Below are 17347 nucleotides of genomic sequence, written 5' to 3' on the forward strand. Positions count from 1 at the left end.
TCCACACCGCAGAGCTTCAGATGCGGCGCAATTGCAATAGTAATAAGAAATGCAGTGATGCCGAAAAAATATATGTATGCGGTTTTCAGCATATTTTGTTAAGAGACAAGGAAGACGTACACACATCTTCCTTGTTTGCCGTTTTAATTTAGAAATTGATGGACGGATCGTCTACGTTGCTTTTCGTAATGTCGATCCATGCCTGTCCGCTCAATACTTTGCCCTTTAACGAAAGATTCGTATATCCGGGGACGTTGAGGTTCATACCGTCTGAAATCTTTTCTTTTTCGAGTACTTTGAGGGCGAGCTGGATCATCGCTTTACCTGCGAGTGCAGGATCCCAAAATGATGCCATCGCGATGGTGCCGTCTTTGATATATTTTCCGGAGACGGAAACGAGCGATGTTCCGACGATGTGGACCTTACCTGCGAGCCCGAGTTCTTCGACCGCAAGCGCCGCACCTGCCACATCGGGCATAGCCGATCCTTGAATGCCTTTTAGGTTGGGATTTGCCGTGAGGACTTCTTTTACCTTGTTGTACGACGTTTGGAGATTATCGGCCGTTTCGATTTTATCGCCGTATTGTTTCATGCCGGGGAATTTTTTCAACTGCAGCGCTTTCGCGGCGTCGACCCATTGATTGTGCGATTCGCTTGTGAGAGAGCCGACTTCAAAAATATAATCGCCTTTTCCGCCGGTCAGTTCACCGAGTTTTTCCATAAAATGACGACCGTATGCGTCGTTGTCGAACGCTTCGATATCGTAATCGATATTCGTCATGCCCGATGCTTCGTGGGAAATAACGACAATACCTTGATCGCGCGCTTTTTTCAAGACGGGTTCAAGAGCCTGGGTCGAAAACGGTACAACGCAGATAGCATCGACGCCCTGACTGATGAGGTCTTCGATAAAGCGTGCTTGGAGTGCGCCGTCGCCTTCCGACGGACCCGTATAAAACGCATCGATACCCGTTTCTTTCGCATAGTCTTTTACGCCGACTTCCATTCGTTGAAACCACGAAATGCTTGTCAACTTCGGAACGACGGCGATCCTGTATTTTTTACCCGAACCGCCCGCATCCTGTGCACCGGTCGCAAACAGCGCCGTGTTTACGGCTAAAATTGAAACTGCCAATAGCAATCCCGTCTTTTTCATTTGGAATCCTCCTGGAAAATTCTTAAAATGTATTTGTTTTGTACACAAAAGTATAAAGCCGATTTTTTGAGCTGTCAAGTTTTTTATGACAGGGTATGCCCGACACGAGGATAATTTTGTAACTTTATAATTTTTTCCACGCCGGTTCTCTCGAGATGCCCCAGATTGCTTTTTTTCCCCGATTCGATTATGATTCGCGTATTACATTTGAAGAGAACGTGTGCGCTTGCGCGCACTGCTAAAAACTTTTTCGGAAGTCGCAAGGTTCGAAAGAGTTTTACGGGAGAATCTATGGCAAGCCCTTTGGAAAAATATCTTACATCGTGCAACGGAAAACCGAACACCGCAATGACTTCGTACGTCGCAAATCTGCAGCAGACGGCGGCGGTCGCGCCTGAAGTCGCAGCGAGCGTCGTCAAAGAACTTGAAACGCAGCGCGCCCACTTAAAACTCATCGCAAGCGAAAATTACTGTTCTCTTGCCGTACAAACCGCGATGGGAAACCTCCTCACCGATAAATACGCCGAAGGCTATCCCGAACACCGCTATTACGGCGGCTGCGAAAACATCGATGCGGTCGAATCCTGCGCGGCGAGGGAGGCCGAAAAACTTTTCGGCGCGGATTACGCATACGTGCAGCCGCATTCGGGCTGCGATGCGAACCTTGTCGCCTATTGGGCGATTCTCAATCACAAAATCGAAATGCCCGCGCTTGAATCACTCGGCGTAAAAAGCGTATCTGATTTGACGGAATCGCAATGGGAAGAACTGCGCAAACGATTCGGGCGGCAGCGCCTCATGGGTCTCGATTATTATTCGGGCGGACACCTCACGCACGGATACCGCATGAACGTTTCGGCAAAGATGTTCGAAAGCATTCCGTACACGGTCGATAAAGAAACGGGGCTCCTCGATTACGACGCGATCGAAAAACAGGCGATGGAAGTAAAGCCCCTCATTTTACTTGCGGGATTTTCCGCTTACCCGCGCAAAATCGATTTCAAACGGTTCCGAGAAATCGCGGACAAATGCGGCGCCGTACTCATGGTCGATATGGCGCACTTCGCGGGTCTCGTCGCAGGCAAAGTGTTTACCGGAGATTATGATCCGGTAGCCTTTGCGGATATCGTCACGTCGACGACGCACAAAACCCTGCGCGGCCCGCGGGGAGCGCTCGTACTGTGCAAAAAAGAATTCATCGACGACGTAAACAAAGGCTGCCCGATGGTTTTAGGCGGACCGCTCGGAAACATCATTGCGGCAAAAGCGGTCGCATTCAAAGAAGCGCTTTCGAACGAATACCGCGAATACGCGCACAATGTCGTCAAAAATGCGTGCGCCCTCGCACAGGCATGCGCTTCACTCGGCATGAAACTGCAGACGGGAGGCACGGACAATCACCTCATGCTCATAGACGTGACGACTTACGGACTGACCGGACGACAGGCGGAAGCGGCAATGTTTCAGTGCGGCGTTACGCTCAACGCAAACTCGCTCCCCTTCGACAAAAACGGCCCGTGGTGGACGAGCGGCATACGCGTGGGTACTCCGGGCATCACGACGCTCGGTATGACGGAAACCGACATGAAAGAAATCGCTTCGATCATCGATTCGGTGCTGAAAGGCACGAAGCCCGGCACGACAAAAGACGGAAAACCGGCAAAAGGGAAAATCGTCCTCGATCCCGCCGTACAGGAAAAAGCGAAACAGCGCGTACGGTCGCTCCTTTCAAAGCACGTACTCTATCCCGAACTCGACCTTGCGTTTTTGAAAAAAGAATTCGTTGGATAAATTATCCGTCGTCAAATCCGCGGCGGAAACCGCGGGCGGTGCCGGTCAATGAAATAGAAGCTGAGCGGTAATTGTTAATCGGTACATTGCCGATTAACAATCACTCTAAAGTTTTTCGATTTCTTCACGTACGAGGCCGGTTGCTTTTGCAATGATATCGACGGAAACGCCGAGCCGTTTGAAATTTTTCGCATCTTCCAATGCTTTTCGCCGCTCGCCTTCATCTCTTGCATCCATCATTGTAGCCGACATTATTCGATATTCGTTTCGCGCCTGTTCGTTGTCTTTTACTGTCCGTATCATGTCATCCAACCTCCCGGTAAATTCCGTCGTCGCTTTTCCCGTCTTTATATATTCCAAAAGACCGCTTAAATTTTTGTCTTCAATTTTATTAAAAGCCGCCGCGTTTATTATAATCTTTTTTGCCCCGTCGTGTAAGGGTATTTGTCGATCTTCGAGACAGATATTTTCAAATGAATAAACGGGCTTTCCTTTTCCCGGCGCATCGAATAAACAGATAAAAATGATAAAGCTGTCGTTCAGCTTGCTGTAGGAATTTCCTTTATCCAAAACGGAAATATCGATCGCCGCTTGATAAAAACGCATCCGCTTAGGAAGATTATGTTCGTCGCTCACTTGCATTTCAATATCATATATTTTGCCCATTTGGTTTTGTACCAAAACATCGAAACGAACCGATTTTGCTTCTTCGTATGTGGTGATATTGTATTGTGTTGAAAGATACGTTATATTTCCGATTTTATCGGATAAAATCATTTCGAGGAATATCTTGCAGAGTTCTTTGTTTTGCATAACTTTGCAGAACATAAAATCATCGGCGATAGTCAAATCATCAAAACTTTTATGCATACTTTTTTTCTGTTATTGATCCTGCTATTGTAATTTTATACGTAAGTCCGGAAGCCGCGGACGAGTCGGTCAAGGGAATAGAAACTGCGCGCCAAACGCTGCGGTGTGAGAGCCGCTCACTTCGCATATACGCCGTAGGGATCTTCCCAAACGCTGCCGTCATCGTATTCGATTTTGCTCACGTATAAAAAATCGATAGTATAGGCTTCGTCCGGCGCTTCAAAAACATAATCATCGAGGTCGAACTCCGCGTTTACGACAGCGCGCGGCGCGACACAATCATCCCATTCGAGCACAATGCAGTTTCCTTCCGTAAAGGGAGACTCCCCGTCACGTCCGCTTAGAAAAACGACGGCAAAAAACTTTTGTACCGCCCGTTCGCTTGCATTGTAAAACGTCAGCGCGATGCCCGCATATTCGTAAAACGCCGCATCCGCTCCGACGGACACTTCTCCCTTTATGCGATAGGGACTGCGCGCGTAGAACGGAAACGAAAAGCAAAGAACACACATCGCAGCGAACGCGAATTTAAATTTTGCAAAAGTGTGAAGTCCGCCGGTTTTCTTCGTTCTGCATCCGTTTTTCGATCCGTTTTTTTCGACAGCCTCGCCGCGTTTCTTTCCAAGTATCGATTTGTTTTTCATCTTGCAGCCTCGTACATAAATTTTCTTCCCCGCGATGCGATCGCTTTACCCGATACCGCAGATTTTACCGGACGAGGGGACAGGGCATGCAGTTTCAGCGATTTCAGTATCTCAGAGGCGATATTCGTACAATGCATAAACGGATCGTCCGTATCGGGGACAGGCGACCCTCCGTTTAAAGATATTTTAAGCGGGCGCGCGGGAAACGCGATATCGAAAAGCAAGTGGATGTCGCTTCCGTCGTACAAAAGCTCGTGTGCAATAATGCAGCGCACAAGCGCCGCGATATCGATTGAGGAGGCGTAACCGCTTTTGAGATGTGCAAAAGCGGAGGCAACATCGGATGCGGAAAGGAGCGCAAAGACGAATTTGTTCGCATGCAACGCTTCGACAGCCGTACGTACGCTCATTTCGCTGTGCAGGTACAGTATACACGGCGGTTTTACGCCGGATACACTTCTCATCCGCTTTATATCGGAAAAGATCGATATCGCAGCCGTCGGAATACCGCGCCCTGCAGGCGAACAGAAAATCGCAAGACCGCTTTGCTGCGTGCCCAATTTCCGAAGCCCTTCTATCTGAGCACCGCACAAACCGAGTCCTTCAAGCGGAGGCAGAGCACGGGTACAGCAGGGCAGACGAAGTACGATATCGCCCTGCACGACGGAGGTGCATATCAAAAGGGGATGCACATCTCGATGGATAAATCTGCCGCACAATTTTGTTCTTCCATTCATATGCGAAAGCGAGGCTATATGCCCGGCGAGACGCCGAGCAAGAGGCGGCTGCAGCGTCATGCGTTCGGAAAACGCTCCGTGCGTTTTAAAGATGACGGCCGTTTTTCCGACAACGATTTCTCCGGCGGAAAGTGCGCGCGCCTGCCGTATAATCGCGCAGAGCATTTCCTCTTCATGTAAATCGGCGTACGCGGCAACAGCGGCCGCGTGTGTAATGGTGTCTGTTTTCATCACAGTATAAATCGCCTCAATGTGTCAAAAATCGGAAGTTTTTTCGCAGTTTTTTTCAAAAACATTTCCGCTTTTTGTCATAATTTCTCGATCTATATTGCGGACTGTAGTACAGCGCCTATCGTTTCGCAGTCGGATCGATCGACAACGCTTCTACGGTCGGGAGGTCGAAAGTGAAAAAAGAACACATACGGGTACTTGTACGGTTTTTACAAACGGCGTTTTTAACTGCGGTCGTATCGTTTGCGCTTTGTCCGATTTCGTGCAAAGTGACGGATGAAGGTCTGCAGTTGCTGCACGGCGATTATGCAGCTCCGGTGCTGGAATCCTATGCCGCCGAAAGTGAAAAGCGAGTGTCGCTTTCGTTTTCCGAGCGCGTAACGATCACCGGTGCGATCATCACTCGGGCAGCGCCTTTTTCGGACGATGCCCTTTCTGCGGAGGATGTCGGTCTTTCGCCCGCCTTAAAAGCGGTGTCGGGGGAAACGGACGGCATTTCGGTCGGTATTTCCTACGGCGGTGACGGGAGGACGGCGATCGCGGAAGCGGCGGAAGCGCTCGAAGCCGGTGCACAATACGCGCTGTACGGTGAAGCGCGTGATGAAAACGGGAATACGCTTACGTTCTGCGTTCCTTTTATAGGATTCAACAGCCGTATACCGAAAATCGTCATCAGCGGTGTCCATCCCCAGTTCGCATCAGCACCGAGTGGAGGAGGAGATGCAAAATGCGAATTCGTCGAACTCTATGCGCTCACGGACGGAAATATTGCGGGACTTGCAATTCAAAGCGCAGCGGACGGTATCGACAGAGCGTTTACGCTTCCCGCTGCGGAAGTACGGGCAGGGGACGTCATAATCGTTCACCTGCGCACAAAAGGCGACGGCTGCGTGAGCGAAACGGGCGGCGACCTGTCGCTTGCGTCGGGATGGTATACCTCTCCCGCCGTCCGCGATATTTGGTCGCCGAACGAAAAAGCGTGTTTGGGAGACAAAGAAGACGCGGTCATGCTCGCTAACGCTTTTACCGGCGATATCCTCGATGCCGTATTATATGCGCATCCGGAGAGTGCGGCGTGGAGCAATGGAAACGTAAAAGACACCGCACAAAAGATTGCTGCAAAAGGTATTTGGAAAAGCGTATCCATTGAAGATGGGGCGAGTACCGACGGTTTGACCGCTTCGAAGATGCTCAAGCGATCGGGCTGTATCGCGCTCCGACAGAAAGCTGAAAACGGCACGCTAGGCGATATCATTGAACAAGCGAAAGAGCATTGGAGGGTAGAAAAAATCGTAAAGGGCGCGGTCAATTCTGTAGAATGAGATCCCGTAGAATGACGAGAGCGCCGATACCCCGCCGTATCGCCGCCGATGTGTGACGGGAATGACGGAGGTACCGATACCCTCATGCCGCATTCGTGCGCGTGCCTCGCAACGAACGCGTAAGCACGAAGTTTCCAGCGGCGCACATACGCATATTCGCGAATTTTGGAAAGAAAACGCAAAGTTTAAAAGCGCACGCCATTTGAACGGCGCTTTTAAACGATCCTGTGTTAAACGATCCTGTGTTAAACGATCCTGTGGCGCTTCGCTTCGATTTCTGTTATAATTGCGATTATGGCAGAACTATTGGCGCCGGCGGGTAATATCGAATCGCTCGACGCGGCTATCGGCGAAGGTGCCGATGCGGTATATCTCGGTCTCAAAAGCTTTAACGCGCGGCTTCGTACGACGAACTTTGCGTGGAATCAATTCGAAGCGGCTGTCGATGCCGTTCATCGGCTCGGCAAAAAAATATACGTTACGGTCAACACGGTATGCGAAGAGCATGAGACGGAAAAGCTGTACCGGCTCCTCGCCTACCTCGACAGGGTAAAGCCCGACGGGCTTATCGTGCAGGATTTTGCCGTCATCCGCATGGCGCAGCAGTTTTTTCCGTCGATGGAATTGCACGCATCGACGCAGATGAACGTCGAAAGCGCAGCGGGCGTAAACCTTTTGAGCAGGGAAGGCGTAAAGCGCGTTGTCCTCGCACGCGAACTCGGTCTCGAAGAAATAAAATCGATAAAAGCTGCGACGACGGCCGAACTCGAAGTATTCGTGCACGGCGCGCTGTGCGTAAGCGAATCGGGACTCTGTCTTTTTTCAAGTTTTCTCGGCGGCAAGTCGGCAAACCGAGGTATGTGCACGCAGGCGTGCCGCCGCTATTATGCGGCGGAAAAAAGCGGCGGTATTTCGGAAGGATATTATTTTTCACCGTGCGATCTCGAACTCGTCTCTCAAATCCCCGACCTCGAAGAGGCGGGCGTCGCTTCTTTTAAAATCGAAGGGCGCATGAAAAGCGCGGAGTACGTCGGTACCGTCGTAGCCGCTTACCGTTATGTTATGGATCACTGGAAGGAAGATAAAAAAGGCGCGATCATAACGGCGAAGCGCATGCTCGCATCCGATTTTGCCCGTTCGAAATCGTCGTATTGGTATAATTTTAAAACGCAAGCCGAAGGCGTCGAAAAGGCGGGAGATGCGATATTGAACCCCGATCAGGCGGGCGGTACGGGCATCTATCTCGGTACAATCGCTGCGTTGAAAGACGCGCCTGCCGCCCTCGTCGAAGCGGAAAAGGAAAATGCCGCGCCGGATACTCCTCCGGAACAGCTTCGCGTGCAGATGGCGCGTTTAAAAGGCGGCTCTTACGATCCCGATCCCGGTGATTCGATCCGATTGCATCGCAGGGACGATTCCGGCCGCGTAAGCCGCAAAGTGCGCAACGCGGAAACGGCTGAAGACGGCACTCGATGGATAGACGTACCCGGCGGTTTTCAAGTCGGCGACAGCGTCTACCTCTTGCAGATGAAAGCCGCATCGAAGCGCTATCCTCGAGTCATCTCGCGCGACGTGTCGCTTTTCCGCAGGCAGACGGGGGACGAAAAACTTCCCGTGCTCGATTTAACCCCCGTGGGAAAAAACGAACTGCAGTTTTTCCCCGAAGGCTTATACGTACAGGTGTCATCCATAGCGGACGTGTTCGTCGTCCAATCCGCACATCCGGTAAGAGTCATCATCGAACTGAACGCGGAAACTTCATACGACTTCGTCAATCATAAAACGGTGCTGCCCCTTTCCAAAAAGCAGCTCATCATTTCTCTCGATCCCTTTTGTCCGCCCGAAACCGAAAACTCATTGCGGCAAACGCTCGATGCGCTCATCGGCGACGGCTTTACGACGTTTATCGCAAACAATATCGCTCATATCGCGCTGCTTAAAGGCAAAAAAGGCGCGAACGTCATCGCCGGTCCCTACCTCTATACGTTCAACCGCTGGGCGGTTTCGTGGCTCGAAAATCAAAACATCGGTGCCTTCGTTATGCCTTATGAGAATTCGCGCAAAAATCTTTTGGCGACGTTTTCGCCTTCCGTCCGCTCCCGCATCCTCGTGCCCGTGTTCGCATATCCCGCGCTTTTCCGCCTGCGCTTCAAACTGCCGCCCTCATACGATTTTACGTATTTTACCGATAAAGAGGGTGCTTCGTTTAAAGTCAATTCGACGCCGGACGGTTCGTTCGTCATGCCGGAAACCGCGTTTTCGGTGACGGATAAATGCGATCTTCTTTACAGCGACGGCATCAAACGCATTTTGCTCGACTTTTCGAAGACGAAGGTGACAAAACCCCAGCTGCGAGAAGTGATGAATTCGCTTGTAAAAAAAATCCCGCTCGACGGCGCGTACCGCTTTAATTGGAAAGAAGGCTTTTACTCGCCGAAACGCGTCGAGGAGCAAAAAGCGCGGGGACAGGAAAGCCGTCCTCATACAAAAAAGTCCGTCGGTCGAAACATATCGGACAGACTGTCGAAAAAGTAAGCGACTTTTACGACAGTCCCCTTTTCTAAAATACCGCCGTTTCTTCCATATCCATGCGATCGAATTCTTCGGCGGATGCAGCCGTAGCCTCCGCTATACCTGCAAGCTCCGCATCCGAATTCGCCCTTTGTCCGACTTGCGGTTTGAATTCGATATGTTCCGCTATGATCGTAATACGGCTCACATTCTTTCCGTCCGCTCCTTTCCAGCGGTTCTGCTTGAGCCTGCCTACGACACGCAGCCCTCTTCCTTTCGTAACGCGTTTTTCACAGTATTCGGCCATCTTACCGAACGCTTCAACATCGAAATATGAAACTTCTTCGACACCCCTGCCGTCGCCGCTTTTGTACCAGCGGTTTACAGCAAGCGGGATCGTACACACTTTGCAGCCGTGCGGCGTCTCTTTAAATACCACATCGCGCGTGATGTTCCCTTCGAGAATGATCGAATTTAATTGATTCATAAAAACTCCTGTCATACCGATCTCAAACCGTATTATCGTTTCAAAATCAAGCGGGCACTTCTTGAAAACTCGGTCGATTTTCTTGAGGTGCCCAAGCGTATAGTGCCGGCCGGCAAACGCTTTTTTGCACGCAGCGTACATACTATATATCGCGAAATTTTTTCATTTTCGGAGTTTTTTACAGCGCAAAATGATGCATTTTTGCAAAATTTTGTTACTTTACGGGCGATATATAAGGTACCCTTTTGACATTCGGCGTTTTAGGTAAAAATTGATTTCCGTGGATCAAGTTCCCCTGTAATTGATTTTAATGCTCCGTAATGCTAGTATTCCGATTCGGTACAACTATGAACGTCTTTCATATTATCGGACCCGTCATGATCGGACCGTCAAGTTCGCATACGGCCGGAGCGGTGCGCATCGGGCGCGTCGCACATAAAATCCTCGAAGGTGCCGAACCGGCGGAAATCACCGTCGAACTTTCCGGCTCCTTTGCAAAAACCTACGCGGGACACGGCACGGACAGAGCGCTGCTTGCGGGGATCATGGGTTTTGACAGCGACTCTCCGGAAATTCGAGACGCGTTTTCGATCGCCGAGCGGAAACACATCCGCTACGAAATCGTTCCTATCGACATACCCGACACGCATCCGAATACGGCACGCATTTCCATAATCACAAAAGACGGAAAAAAAATTATCGTGCAGGGATCGAGTATCGGCGGCGGTAATATCCGCATAACTCGCATAAACGATATGAAAGTCGATTTTTCGGGCGAAAACAATACGCTTTTGGTTTTGCACTACGACAAGCCGGGCCTTGTCGCCGCCGTCACGAATCTCATGTTCGAAGAATACAAAACAATCAACATCGGCAACTTTAAACTGTCGCGGTCTTTCAAAGGCGGGCCTGCTCTCATGACGATCGAAGTCGACGGACAGATCCCGGACGGCCTCACGGAAGATATCAAACACATTCCGAATGTGATACACATTTTATTGATAAAGGCGATTTAAACTATGTTGGCATATAAATCGATTGCAGAATTGACGGAAGCCGCACTGGCGCAAAACAAAACGATAAGCGAAATAGTCATCGCCGATCAGGCGGCGGACATGGAAAGCACTCCCGAAGCATTGTATGAAAAAATGGATCAGAGCTTTCAAGTGATGATCGAAGCCGTACAATACGGACAGGAAAAAAATCAAAAATCGATGTCGGGCTTGACCGGCGGCGAAGGCTATAAAATGTTGCACTATGCCGAAGTTTCAGGCGGCGGGCTGTGCGGTTCGTTTATGACACGCGCGCTGAGCCGGGCTTTGGCGGTTTCAGGCTGCAACGCCTCTATGGGTAAAATCGTCGCAGCTCCCACTGCCGGCAGCTGCGGCATCCTTCCGGGCTGCTTGATTTCCATGTATGAAGATAAAAAAATCGACCGGCGCGCCGTCGTCATGTCGCTTTTTACCGCAGGCGCTTTCGGCATGGTCATAGCGAATCAGGCGAATATCGCCGGCGCCGAAGGCGGCTGCCAGGCGGAATGCGGAAGCGCCGCCGCGATCGCAGCCGCAGCCCTTGTCGAGTTGCAGCGCGGCACGCCTTCACAATGCGCCGATGCCTGCGGCATTGCCATTTCCAATCAGCTCGGTCTCGTGTGCGATCCGGTAGCGGGCCTCGTCGAAATTCCGTGCATCAAACGCAATGCGGCCGGACTCATGATCGCATTTTCCGCCGCCGATATGGCCCTCGCCGGTATCGCATCGGAAATCCCCGCAGACGAATGCATTTTTGCGATGCGCCAAGTCGGAGAAGCGCTGCCGTCCTCTCTACGTGAAACTTCGCTCGGGGGGCTTGCGGCGACTCCCACGGCACAAAAATTAAAAGAGAAAGTATTCGGAAAAGATTGATTTTTTGAAAATGAATATATTCTAATTTTATTATAATTTTTTTTGACAAATAAATATTGATGTGGTATCATTATATTTTATAAACGCTCTCAGCCGATAGATACTATTCGTTATCAAACGACCATAGCGCTTATCAAATCTATACCTATGTGTAAAAAATTGGAGGATCACACATGAAAAGGATTGTCGGTTTTATTCTATTTGCGTCGCTTTTTTTGGCTTCCTGCGGAAAGCCGAGCGCAAAAAAGGGCTCGGAAACTGCGGGCTCAGGTCACAAAGAAGAGCTGATCATCGGTTCGGCAGTCGATATCAATAATCTCAATCTTCAAAAACAGGCCGATCAAATCAACAATATCTGTCTGAAATTGACCCATCAGGGGCTTTTTCAACTTGACGAACAAAACCGCCGCATCCCCTGTCTCGCAACCGAAGCGAAATGGATAGACGATCATACGATCGAAATCGCCCTCGTTCACAACGCCTGTTTTTCGGACGGTACGCCGCTGACGGCAAAGGACGTAAAATTCACGTACGACATGGCGCTCACCAATCCCGTCGGATCGAATCTTACAGGTCTCACTTCGACGGATGTCATCGACGACTACACCGTGCGCATGAACATGAGCGACTATTCGAACGACTATCTTATGAATCTCACATTTATCCCGTTCGGCATCCAATCGAAAGCCGCCTACGACAGCGGCATGAAAGAACCGTGGCTCATCGGTTCGGGTCAGTACATATTCGATAAATGGGTGGAAGGCGAATATTCGACCTTCGTCAAAAATGAAAAATACTGGGGCGACAATCCGGGAATCGCAGAACGCATTACGTTCAGACCGCTGCTCGAATCTTCAAGCCGCGTCATCGCACTGCAAAACGGCGAAATCGACGTTTGTATCGATCCTCCCATCAACGAACTCGACATTCTCAAAGAATCGCCGAACATCACCGTCCACGAACAGGCCGGCACTCGTCTGTTCTATTTCGGCGTCAACTGCTCCAAAAAGCCTTTCGATAATCAAAAACTGCGCCAGGCGATCGCATGCGCAATCGACCGCGAATCCGTCATGCAGGCGGCGGTCAAAGGCAAAGGAACGCCGCAGACGACCATACTGAACCGCGGCTTGTGGGGATTTTACGACGATATGCCGGGCTTCGGCTACGATGTGGAGCGCGCGAAAAAACTGCTTGCGGAAGCGGGTTTTGCCGGCGGTTTCGATACGACGCTTACGATCGCGAACTCTTCGCCGTATATGTCCATCGCGCAGGTCATCCAGTACAACCTGAAAGTGATCGGCATAAACGCGGAAATCAAAACGATGGAAGATGCGACGCTCAAAGCGACGTGCAAAGCCGGAACGCAGGATATGTTCTTGTGGAGATGGAATGAAACGATCCGCCCGGACTGCGTATACCGCGATCTCTTCTATACCGGAAGCGGCTCGAACTTCCATCACTATTCGGACAAAGCGGCGGACGTTCTCGTCGATAAAGTGCTCAAAGACAAAGACGCGGATCAGAGAGCGGCCGACAGCAAAGAACTGCAAACCTATCTCGTCAATGCATGTCCGCAGGTTCCGCTCTATATTGCAAACCTCGTCATTGCCTACAATAAAAATCTTGTTATGCCCTTCTTCCGCTCAGGCGGCGACCACGAATGGTTTAACGCTTATATAAAACAATAATTTTCATTACCGCTTTCAGACGACACCTCCGGCAAAAGTCCGCAGGTGTCGTCATTCTTATCAATACAGACGGAGTATTTTAGAATGCTGAAATATATTATAAAAAGAATTCTCCTCATGTTTCCCGCAATTTTGGCAACTTCTTTTATCATTTACTTTGCCATGAATATGACGGGCGGAGATCCCGCGCTTACGATCGCTCCCGAAAACGCAACCGAAGCGCAGCTCGATCAGATCCGGATGGAGCTCGGCTTAAAAGATCCGCTTATCGTCCGCTACGGGAAATATATGCTCGGTATATGCAAAGGGGATTTGGGAAAGAGCTACGTTACGAAAAAAGACGTATTCAAAACGTACATGGAGCGCTTGCCGAATACGCTTCAACTCGCGTTTTCCGCGGTTTTGATCGCAACGCTGCTCGCCGTTCCTCTGGGGATTTATACCGCCATTCATCAAAACACGTGGAAAGACACCGGAGGCATGGTCTTCGCTTTATTCGGCGTTTCGATGCCGAATTTTTGGCTCGCGCTCATGCTCATCCTTTTGTTTTCCGTCCGTCTGCAATGGTTTCCTTCCGGCGGAAAAGGCGGACTCAATACGCTCGTACTGCCGGCCGTCACCGTCGGCTTAGGCTTTGCCGCACTCATCACCAGAACGACGAGAAGCGCCATGCTCGACGTTATCCGCCAGGATTATATGACGACCGCCCGCGCAAAAGGCGCCGGTGAAAAAAACGTCATCTTTCAGCACGGCTTACGCAACGCACTCATCCCGATCATCACGGTTATCGGTATGCAGCTTTCAAATGCGCTCACCGGTTCCGTTCTCGCAGAAACGGTTTTTTCATGGCCGGGTATAGGCCGCTTGATCGTGGATTCCATTTCCAAGCGCGACACGCCGATGGTCACCGGCGCGATCATCATGTCGTGCGTACTCATGGTCGTAGTGAACCTCGTCATCGATCTTATCTACGCTTTTTTCGATCCGCGCATCAAAGCTCAGTACGCTAAAAAGGGATAACAACATGTCAATCAATAAAAAAAAGGAAACGGTAAAAAGCCGCTCGCTTTTGCAGCAGACATGGCATCGCCTTTTGAAAAACAAAGGCGCCGTCATCGGAATGATATTTTTGATCGCCCTCGTCGCAGTCTCCTTTGCAGCCGGTTATATCTACGATTACGACAACGACATCATCGCCATCAACGTCAACAATGCTCTCCAAAAACCGTCGATGCAGCACTGGTTCGGTACCGACAATTTGGGAAGAGACATTTTTGCGCGCATCCTCTACGGCGCACGCTACTCTCTTATGATCGGTGTCGGAGCCGTCTCCATAGGACTCGTTATCGGAATTACGCTCGGAGCCGTCGCGGGTTTTTACGGCGGTATGATCGATCAGATCATCATGCGCATCGTCGACGTTTTTTATTCGATTCCGAATATCATGATCGCCGTCGTCATCGTGTCGCTGCTCGGAACGAGTACGGTAAATCTTTTGATCGCGCTGTGTTTTACGTGCGCGACGAGCTTTACGCGAATCGCGCGGGCAGCCGTCATGACGATCCGCGACCAACAGTATGTCGAAGCCGCTTACGAACTCGGTCTTCCGACGTGGAAAATAATTATCAAGCACATTCTTCCGAATTGCCTTTCGCCGATAATCGTTCAAGTAACTTTGCTCATCGGCACGACGATCATCGCCGCATCTTCGCTTTCGTTTCTCGGAATCGGAGTACCGTCTCCCGCTCCCGAATGGGGTGCGATGCTTTCCGAAGGGCGAAAATACGTGCGGGTTGCAGGTTATATGTGCGTAACGCCGGGCATCGCGATAATGCTTACCGTTTTGGCGTTGAATCTTTTGGGCGACGGCTTGCGCGACGCGCTTGATCCGAAAATGAAAAAATAACACGAGTGTAAACTATGTCCGAAACTGTTCTTGAAGTAAAAGATCTTATTGTACATTATGAAACCGACGACGGCTGCGTCGAAGCGGTAAACGGGCTGAGCTTTTCATTGGAAAAAAAGCAAACGCTCGGACTCGTCGGCGAAACGGGTGCGGGAAAAACGACGACCGCGCTTTCCATACTCCGCCTCATTCCGACTCCTCCGGGAAAAATCGTGAGCGGTTCCGTGAGCATCAACGGCAAAGACGTTCTTGCGATGAAACAGGAAGAACTGGAAAAGATGCGCGGCACCGACGTCGCCATGATTTTCCAGGATCCGATGACCGCATTGAATCCCGTCATGACCGTAGGCGAACAGATTGCGCAAGTGTATATGCTGCATGAAAAAATCAATAAAAAAGCGGCGTTTGAAAAAGCGAAAGAAATGCTGAAGCTCGTGGGTATCGCCGAATCGCGCGCATACGATTATCCCCATCAATTTTCAGGCGGCATGAAGCAGCGTGTCATCATCGCCATAGCGCTCGCGTGCAATCCTCAGCTGCTCCTCGCCGACGAACCGACGACTGCGCTTGACGTTACCATTCAAGCGCAGGTTTTGGAATTGATCCGCGACCTGATCCGAAAACTCGGCATGTCCATGGTTTTGATCACCCACGATTTGGGCGTCGTTGCGGAAATCTGCGACAACGTTGCGGTCATGTATGCGGGGCGCATCGTTGAAACGGGCAGCGCATGGGAAATTTTCAACGAAACCGCGCATCCGTATACAGAAGGCTTATTCGATTCGCTGCCGAACTTAAAACAGCGGGGCGAAGAACTCGTACCGATAAAAGGCATGATGCCCGACCCGACAAATCTTCCTGCGGGCTGCGCCTTTTCTCCGCGCTGTCCGTATGCGACGGAAAGCTGTTCCGCAGCCGTTCCCGGTATGCGGTGTATTCACGGAACGCATTACGTAGCCTGTACGGCGTATGACAGAGCCGGATTCAAATTGCGGGGGACAAAATAATGGCAAAAACATTGCTCGAAGTGCAAAATCTTACAAAATACTTTGCGACTCCCTCAGGTCAGCTCCACGCGGTCGACGGAGTCAATTTCACACTCGAAGAAGGAAAAACGCTCGGTATCGTAGGAGAGTCCGGCTGCGGAAAATCCACAACCGGCCGCGTCATTTTGAAACTCATCGAACCGAGCGGCGGCAAAATCATCTTCGACGGAGAAGATATTACGAAATACAGTCGCAGAAAAATGCGCCCATTGCGCACGCGGATGCAGATGATTTTTCAGGATCCGTTTTCAAGCCTCGACCCGCGCCAGACGGTTTCGCAGCTCATCGCCGAACCGATCGTCGAACACAAACTCATACGGGGCAAAGCGGCTATTGAAAAACGCACCCTTGAGCTTATGGAAACCGTCGGTTTGGCAAGCCGCCTTATGAACAGTTATCCGCACGAACTCGACGGCGGCAGACGTCAGCGGATCGGAATCGCGCGCGCGCTTGCGGTAAAGCCGAAACTCATCATCTGCGACGAGCCGGTGAGCGCGCTCGACGTTTCCATTCAGGCGCAGATTTTGAATCTTTTGAAAAAGCTGCAAAAAGATTTGGGACTGACGTACATCTTCATCACGCACAATCTCGCCGTCGTCAAATATTTTTCGGACGATATCGCCGTCATGTATTTGGGGCAGCTCGTGGAAAAGGCTTCGTCGGACGATATATTCGCGTCCCCGACGCATCCGTACACGAAAGCCCTGCTCTCCGCCATTCCGATCCCGAAAGTGACGAAAGAAAGAGTGCAGCGCCGCTTGATCCGCGGGGAAGTTACGAGCCCCGTCAACTTGCCCGACGAATGCCGGTTTTTAAAACGCTGCGACGAATGCGACGAAGAGCTTTGCCGCACAAAAAACCCGGAGCTCAAAGAAATCGCACCGAATCACTTTGTCGCCTGCAGCTGCATCCGCTGAAACCGCAATCCGCTTCAAACACGATGGGGCTGTCCAAAAAGAAAGGACAGCCCTGATTATTTTTAAAGACAAAAGATTTGTTCTATGCTAAAATTTAAGTATGAGCAGAGGAGTAAGCGATAAAATCACATTCAAGC

The 17347-nt window shown here is 50.6% G+C and carries 15 protein-coding genes; 10 read left to right on the forward strand and 5 right to left on the reverse strand.

Features of this window, described 5'->3' with window-relative positions; all coding sequences use genetic code 11:
- Positions 1-148 precede the first annotated feature (148 nt).
- Complete coding sequence (locus tag H9I36_RS09050; RefSeq protein ID WP_187385026.1) at positions 149-1156, reverse strand: autoinducer 2 ABC transporter substrate-binding protein; 1008 nt, start codon at positions 1154-1156, stop codon at positions 149-151.
- 291 nt (positions 1157-1447) lie between these two features.
- Between H9I36_RS09050 and H9I36_RS09055 the strand changes: the two genes are divergently transcribed.
- Positions 1448-2947: a glycine hydroxymethyltransferase gene (locus H9I36_RS09055; RefSeq protein WP_187385027.1), complete on the forward strand. Its 1500-nt coding sequence runs from the start codon at positions 1448-1450 to the stop codon at positions 2945-2947.
- A gap of 105 nt (positions 2948-3052) precedes the next feature.
- Here H9I36_RS09055 and H9I36_RS09060 read toward each other — a convergent pair whose 3' ends face one another.
- The 3 genes from H9I36_RS09060 to H9I36_RS09070 form a co-directional block, all read right to left on the reverse strand.
- On the reverse strand, positions 3053-3817 hold the full coding sequence (locus tag H9I36_RS09060; protein ID WP_187385028.1) for an Rpn family recombination-promoting nuclease/putative transposase: 765 nt from the start codon (positions 3815-3817) through the stop codon (positions 3053-3055).
- A gap of 116 nt (positions 3818-3933) precedes the next feature.
- Positions 3934-4461, reverse strand: a complete 528-nt coding sequence (locus tag H9I36_RS09065) for a hypothetical protein (RefSeq protein ID WP_187385029.1) — start codon at positions 4459-4461, stop codon at positions 3934-3936.
- Complete coding sequence (locus tag H9I36_RS09070; protein WP_187385030.1) at positions 4458-5429, reverse strand: hypothetical protein; 972 nt, start codon at positions 5427-5429, stop codon at positions 4458-4460. The genes H9I36_RS09065 and H9I36_RS09070 overlap by 4 nt, the downstream gene beginning before the upstream one ends.
- A gap of 173 nt (positions 5430-5602) precedes the next feature.
- Between H9I36_RS09070 and H9I36_RS09075 the strand changes: the two genes are divergently transcribed.
- Both H9I36_RS09075 and H9I36_RS09080 read left to right on the forward strand, forming a co-directional pair.
- Positions 5603-6751, forward strand: a complete 1149-nt coding sequence (locus tag H9I36_RS09075) for a lipoprotein TP_1001-related protein (protein ID WP_187385031.1) — start codon at positions 5603-5605, stop codon at positions 6749-6751.
- 294 nt (positions 6752-7045) lie between these two features.
- Complete coding sequence (locus H9I36_RS09080; protein ID WP_187385032.1) at positions 7046-9286, forward strand: peptidase U32 family protein; 2241 nt, start codon at positions 7046-7048, stop codon at positions 9284-9286.
- Positions 9287-9311: 25 nt separating this feature from the next.
- Here the strand turns inward: H9I36_RS09080 and H9I36_RS09085 are convergent, their stop codons facing one another.
- Entirely contained in the window at positions 9312-9749 is a 438-nt protein-coding gene (locus H9I36_RS09085; protein WP_187385033.1) for a single-stranded DNA-binding protein, read from the reverse strand.
- 347 nt (positions 9750-10096) lie between these two features.
- On the opposite strand from H9I36_RS09085, the gene sdaAB reads away from it, so the two are divergent.
- From sdaAB to H9I36_RS09120, 7 genes are all read left to right on the forward strand, one after another.
- Complete coding sequence (gene sdaAB / locus H9I36_RS09090) at positions 10097-10765, forward strand: L-serine ammonia-lyase, iron-sulfur-dependent subunit beta (RefSeq protein WP_187385034.1); 669 nt, start codon at positions 10097-10099, stop codon at positions 10763-10765.
- A gap of 3 nt (positions 10766-10768) precedes the next feature.
- Positions 10769-11653, forward strand: a complete 885-nt coding sequence (gene sdaAA, locus H9I36_RS09095) for an L-serine ammonia-lyase, iron-sulfur-dependent, subunit alpha (RefSeq protein WP_187385035.1) — start codon at positions 10769-10771, stop codon at positions 11651-11653.
- A gap of 173 nt (positions 11654-11826) precedes the next feature.
- Positions 11827-13341 carry an ABC transporter substrate-binding protein gene (locus H9I36_RS09100; protein ID WP_187385036.1) on the forward strand — a complete coding sequence of 505 codons (1515 nt, stop codon included), beginning with the start codon at positions 11827-11829 and terminating at the stop codon, positions 13339-13341.
- Positions 13342-13425: 84 nt separating this feature from the next.
- Positions 13426-14361, forward strand: coding sequence for an ABC transporter permease (locus H9I36_RS09105; protein WP_187385037.1), 936 nt, complete (start codon positions 13426-13428; stop codon positions 14359-14361).
- Between the two features lie 4 nt (positions 14362-14365).
- Positions 14366-15247 carry an ABC transporter permease gene (locus H9I36_RS09110; RefSeq protein WP_187385038.1) on the forward strand — a complete coding sequence of 294 codons (882 nt, stop codon included), beginning with the start codon at positions 14366-14368 and terminating at the stop codon, positions 15245-15247.
- 14 nt (positions 15248-15261) lie between these two features.
- The gene (locus H9I36_RS09115) at positions 15262-16254 is read left to right on the forward strand and encodes an ABC transporter ATP-binding protein (RefSeq protein WP_187385039.1); all 993 of its coding nucleotides are present in this window, start codon (positions 15262-15264) and stop codon (positions 16252-16254) included.
- Positions 16254-17210 carry an ABC transporter ATP-binding protein gene (locus H9I36_RS09120; RefSeq protein ID WP_187385040.1) on the forward strand — a complete coding sequence of 319 codons (957 nt, stop codon included), beginning with the start codon at positions 16254-16256 and terminating at the stop codon, positions 17208-17210. The genes H9I36_RS09115 and H9I36_RS09120 overlap by 1 nt, the downstream gene beginning before the upstream one ends.
- Positions 17211-17347: the final 137 nt, after the last annotated feature.

This window comes from Treponema sp. Marseille-Q4130, assembly GCF_014334325.1.
In the GTDB taxonomy this organism is placed as follows: domain Bacteria; phylum Spirochaetota; class Spirochaetia; order Treponematales; family Treponemataceae; genus Treponema_D.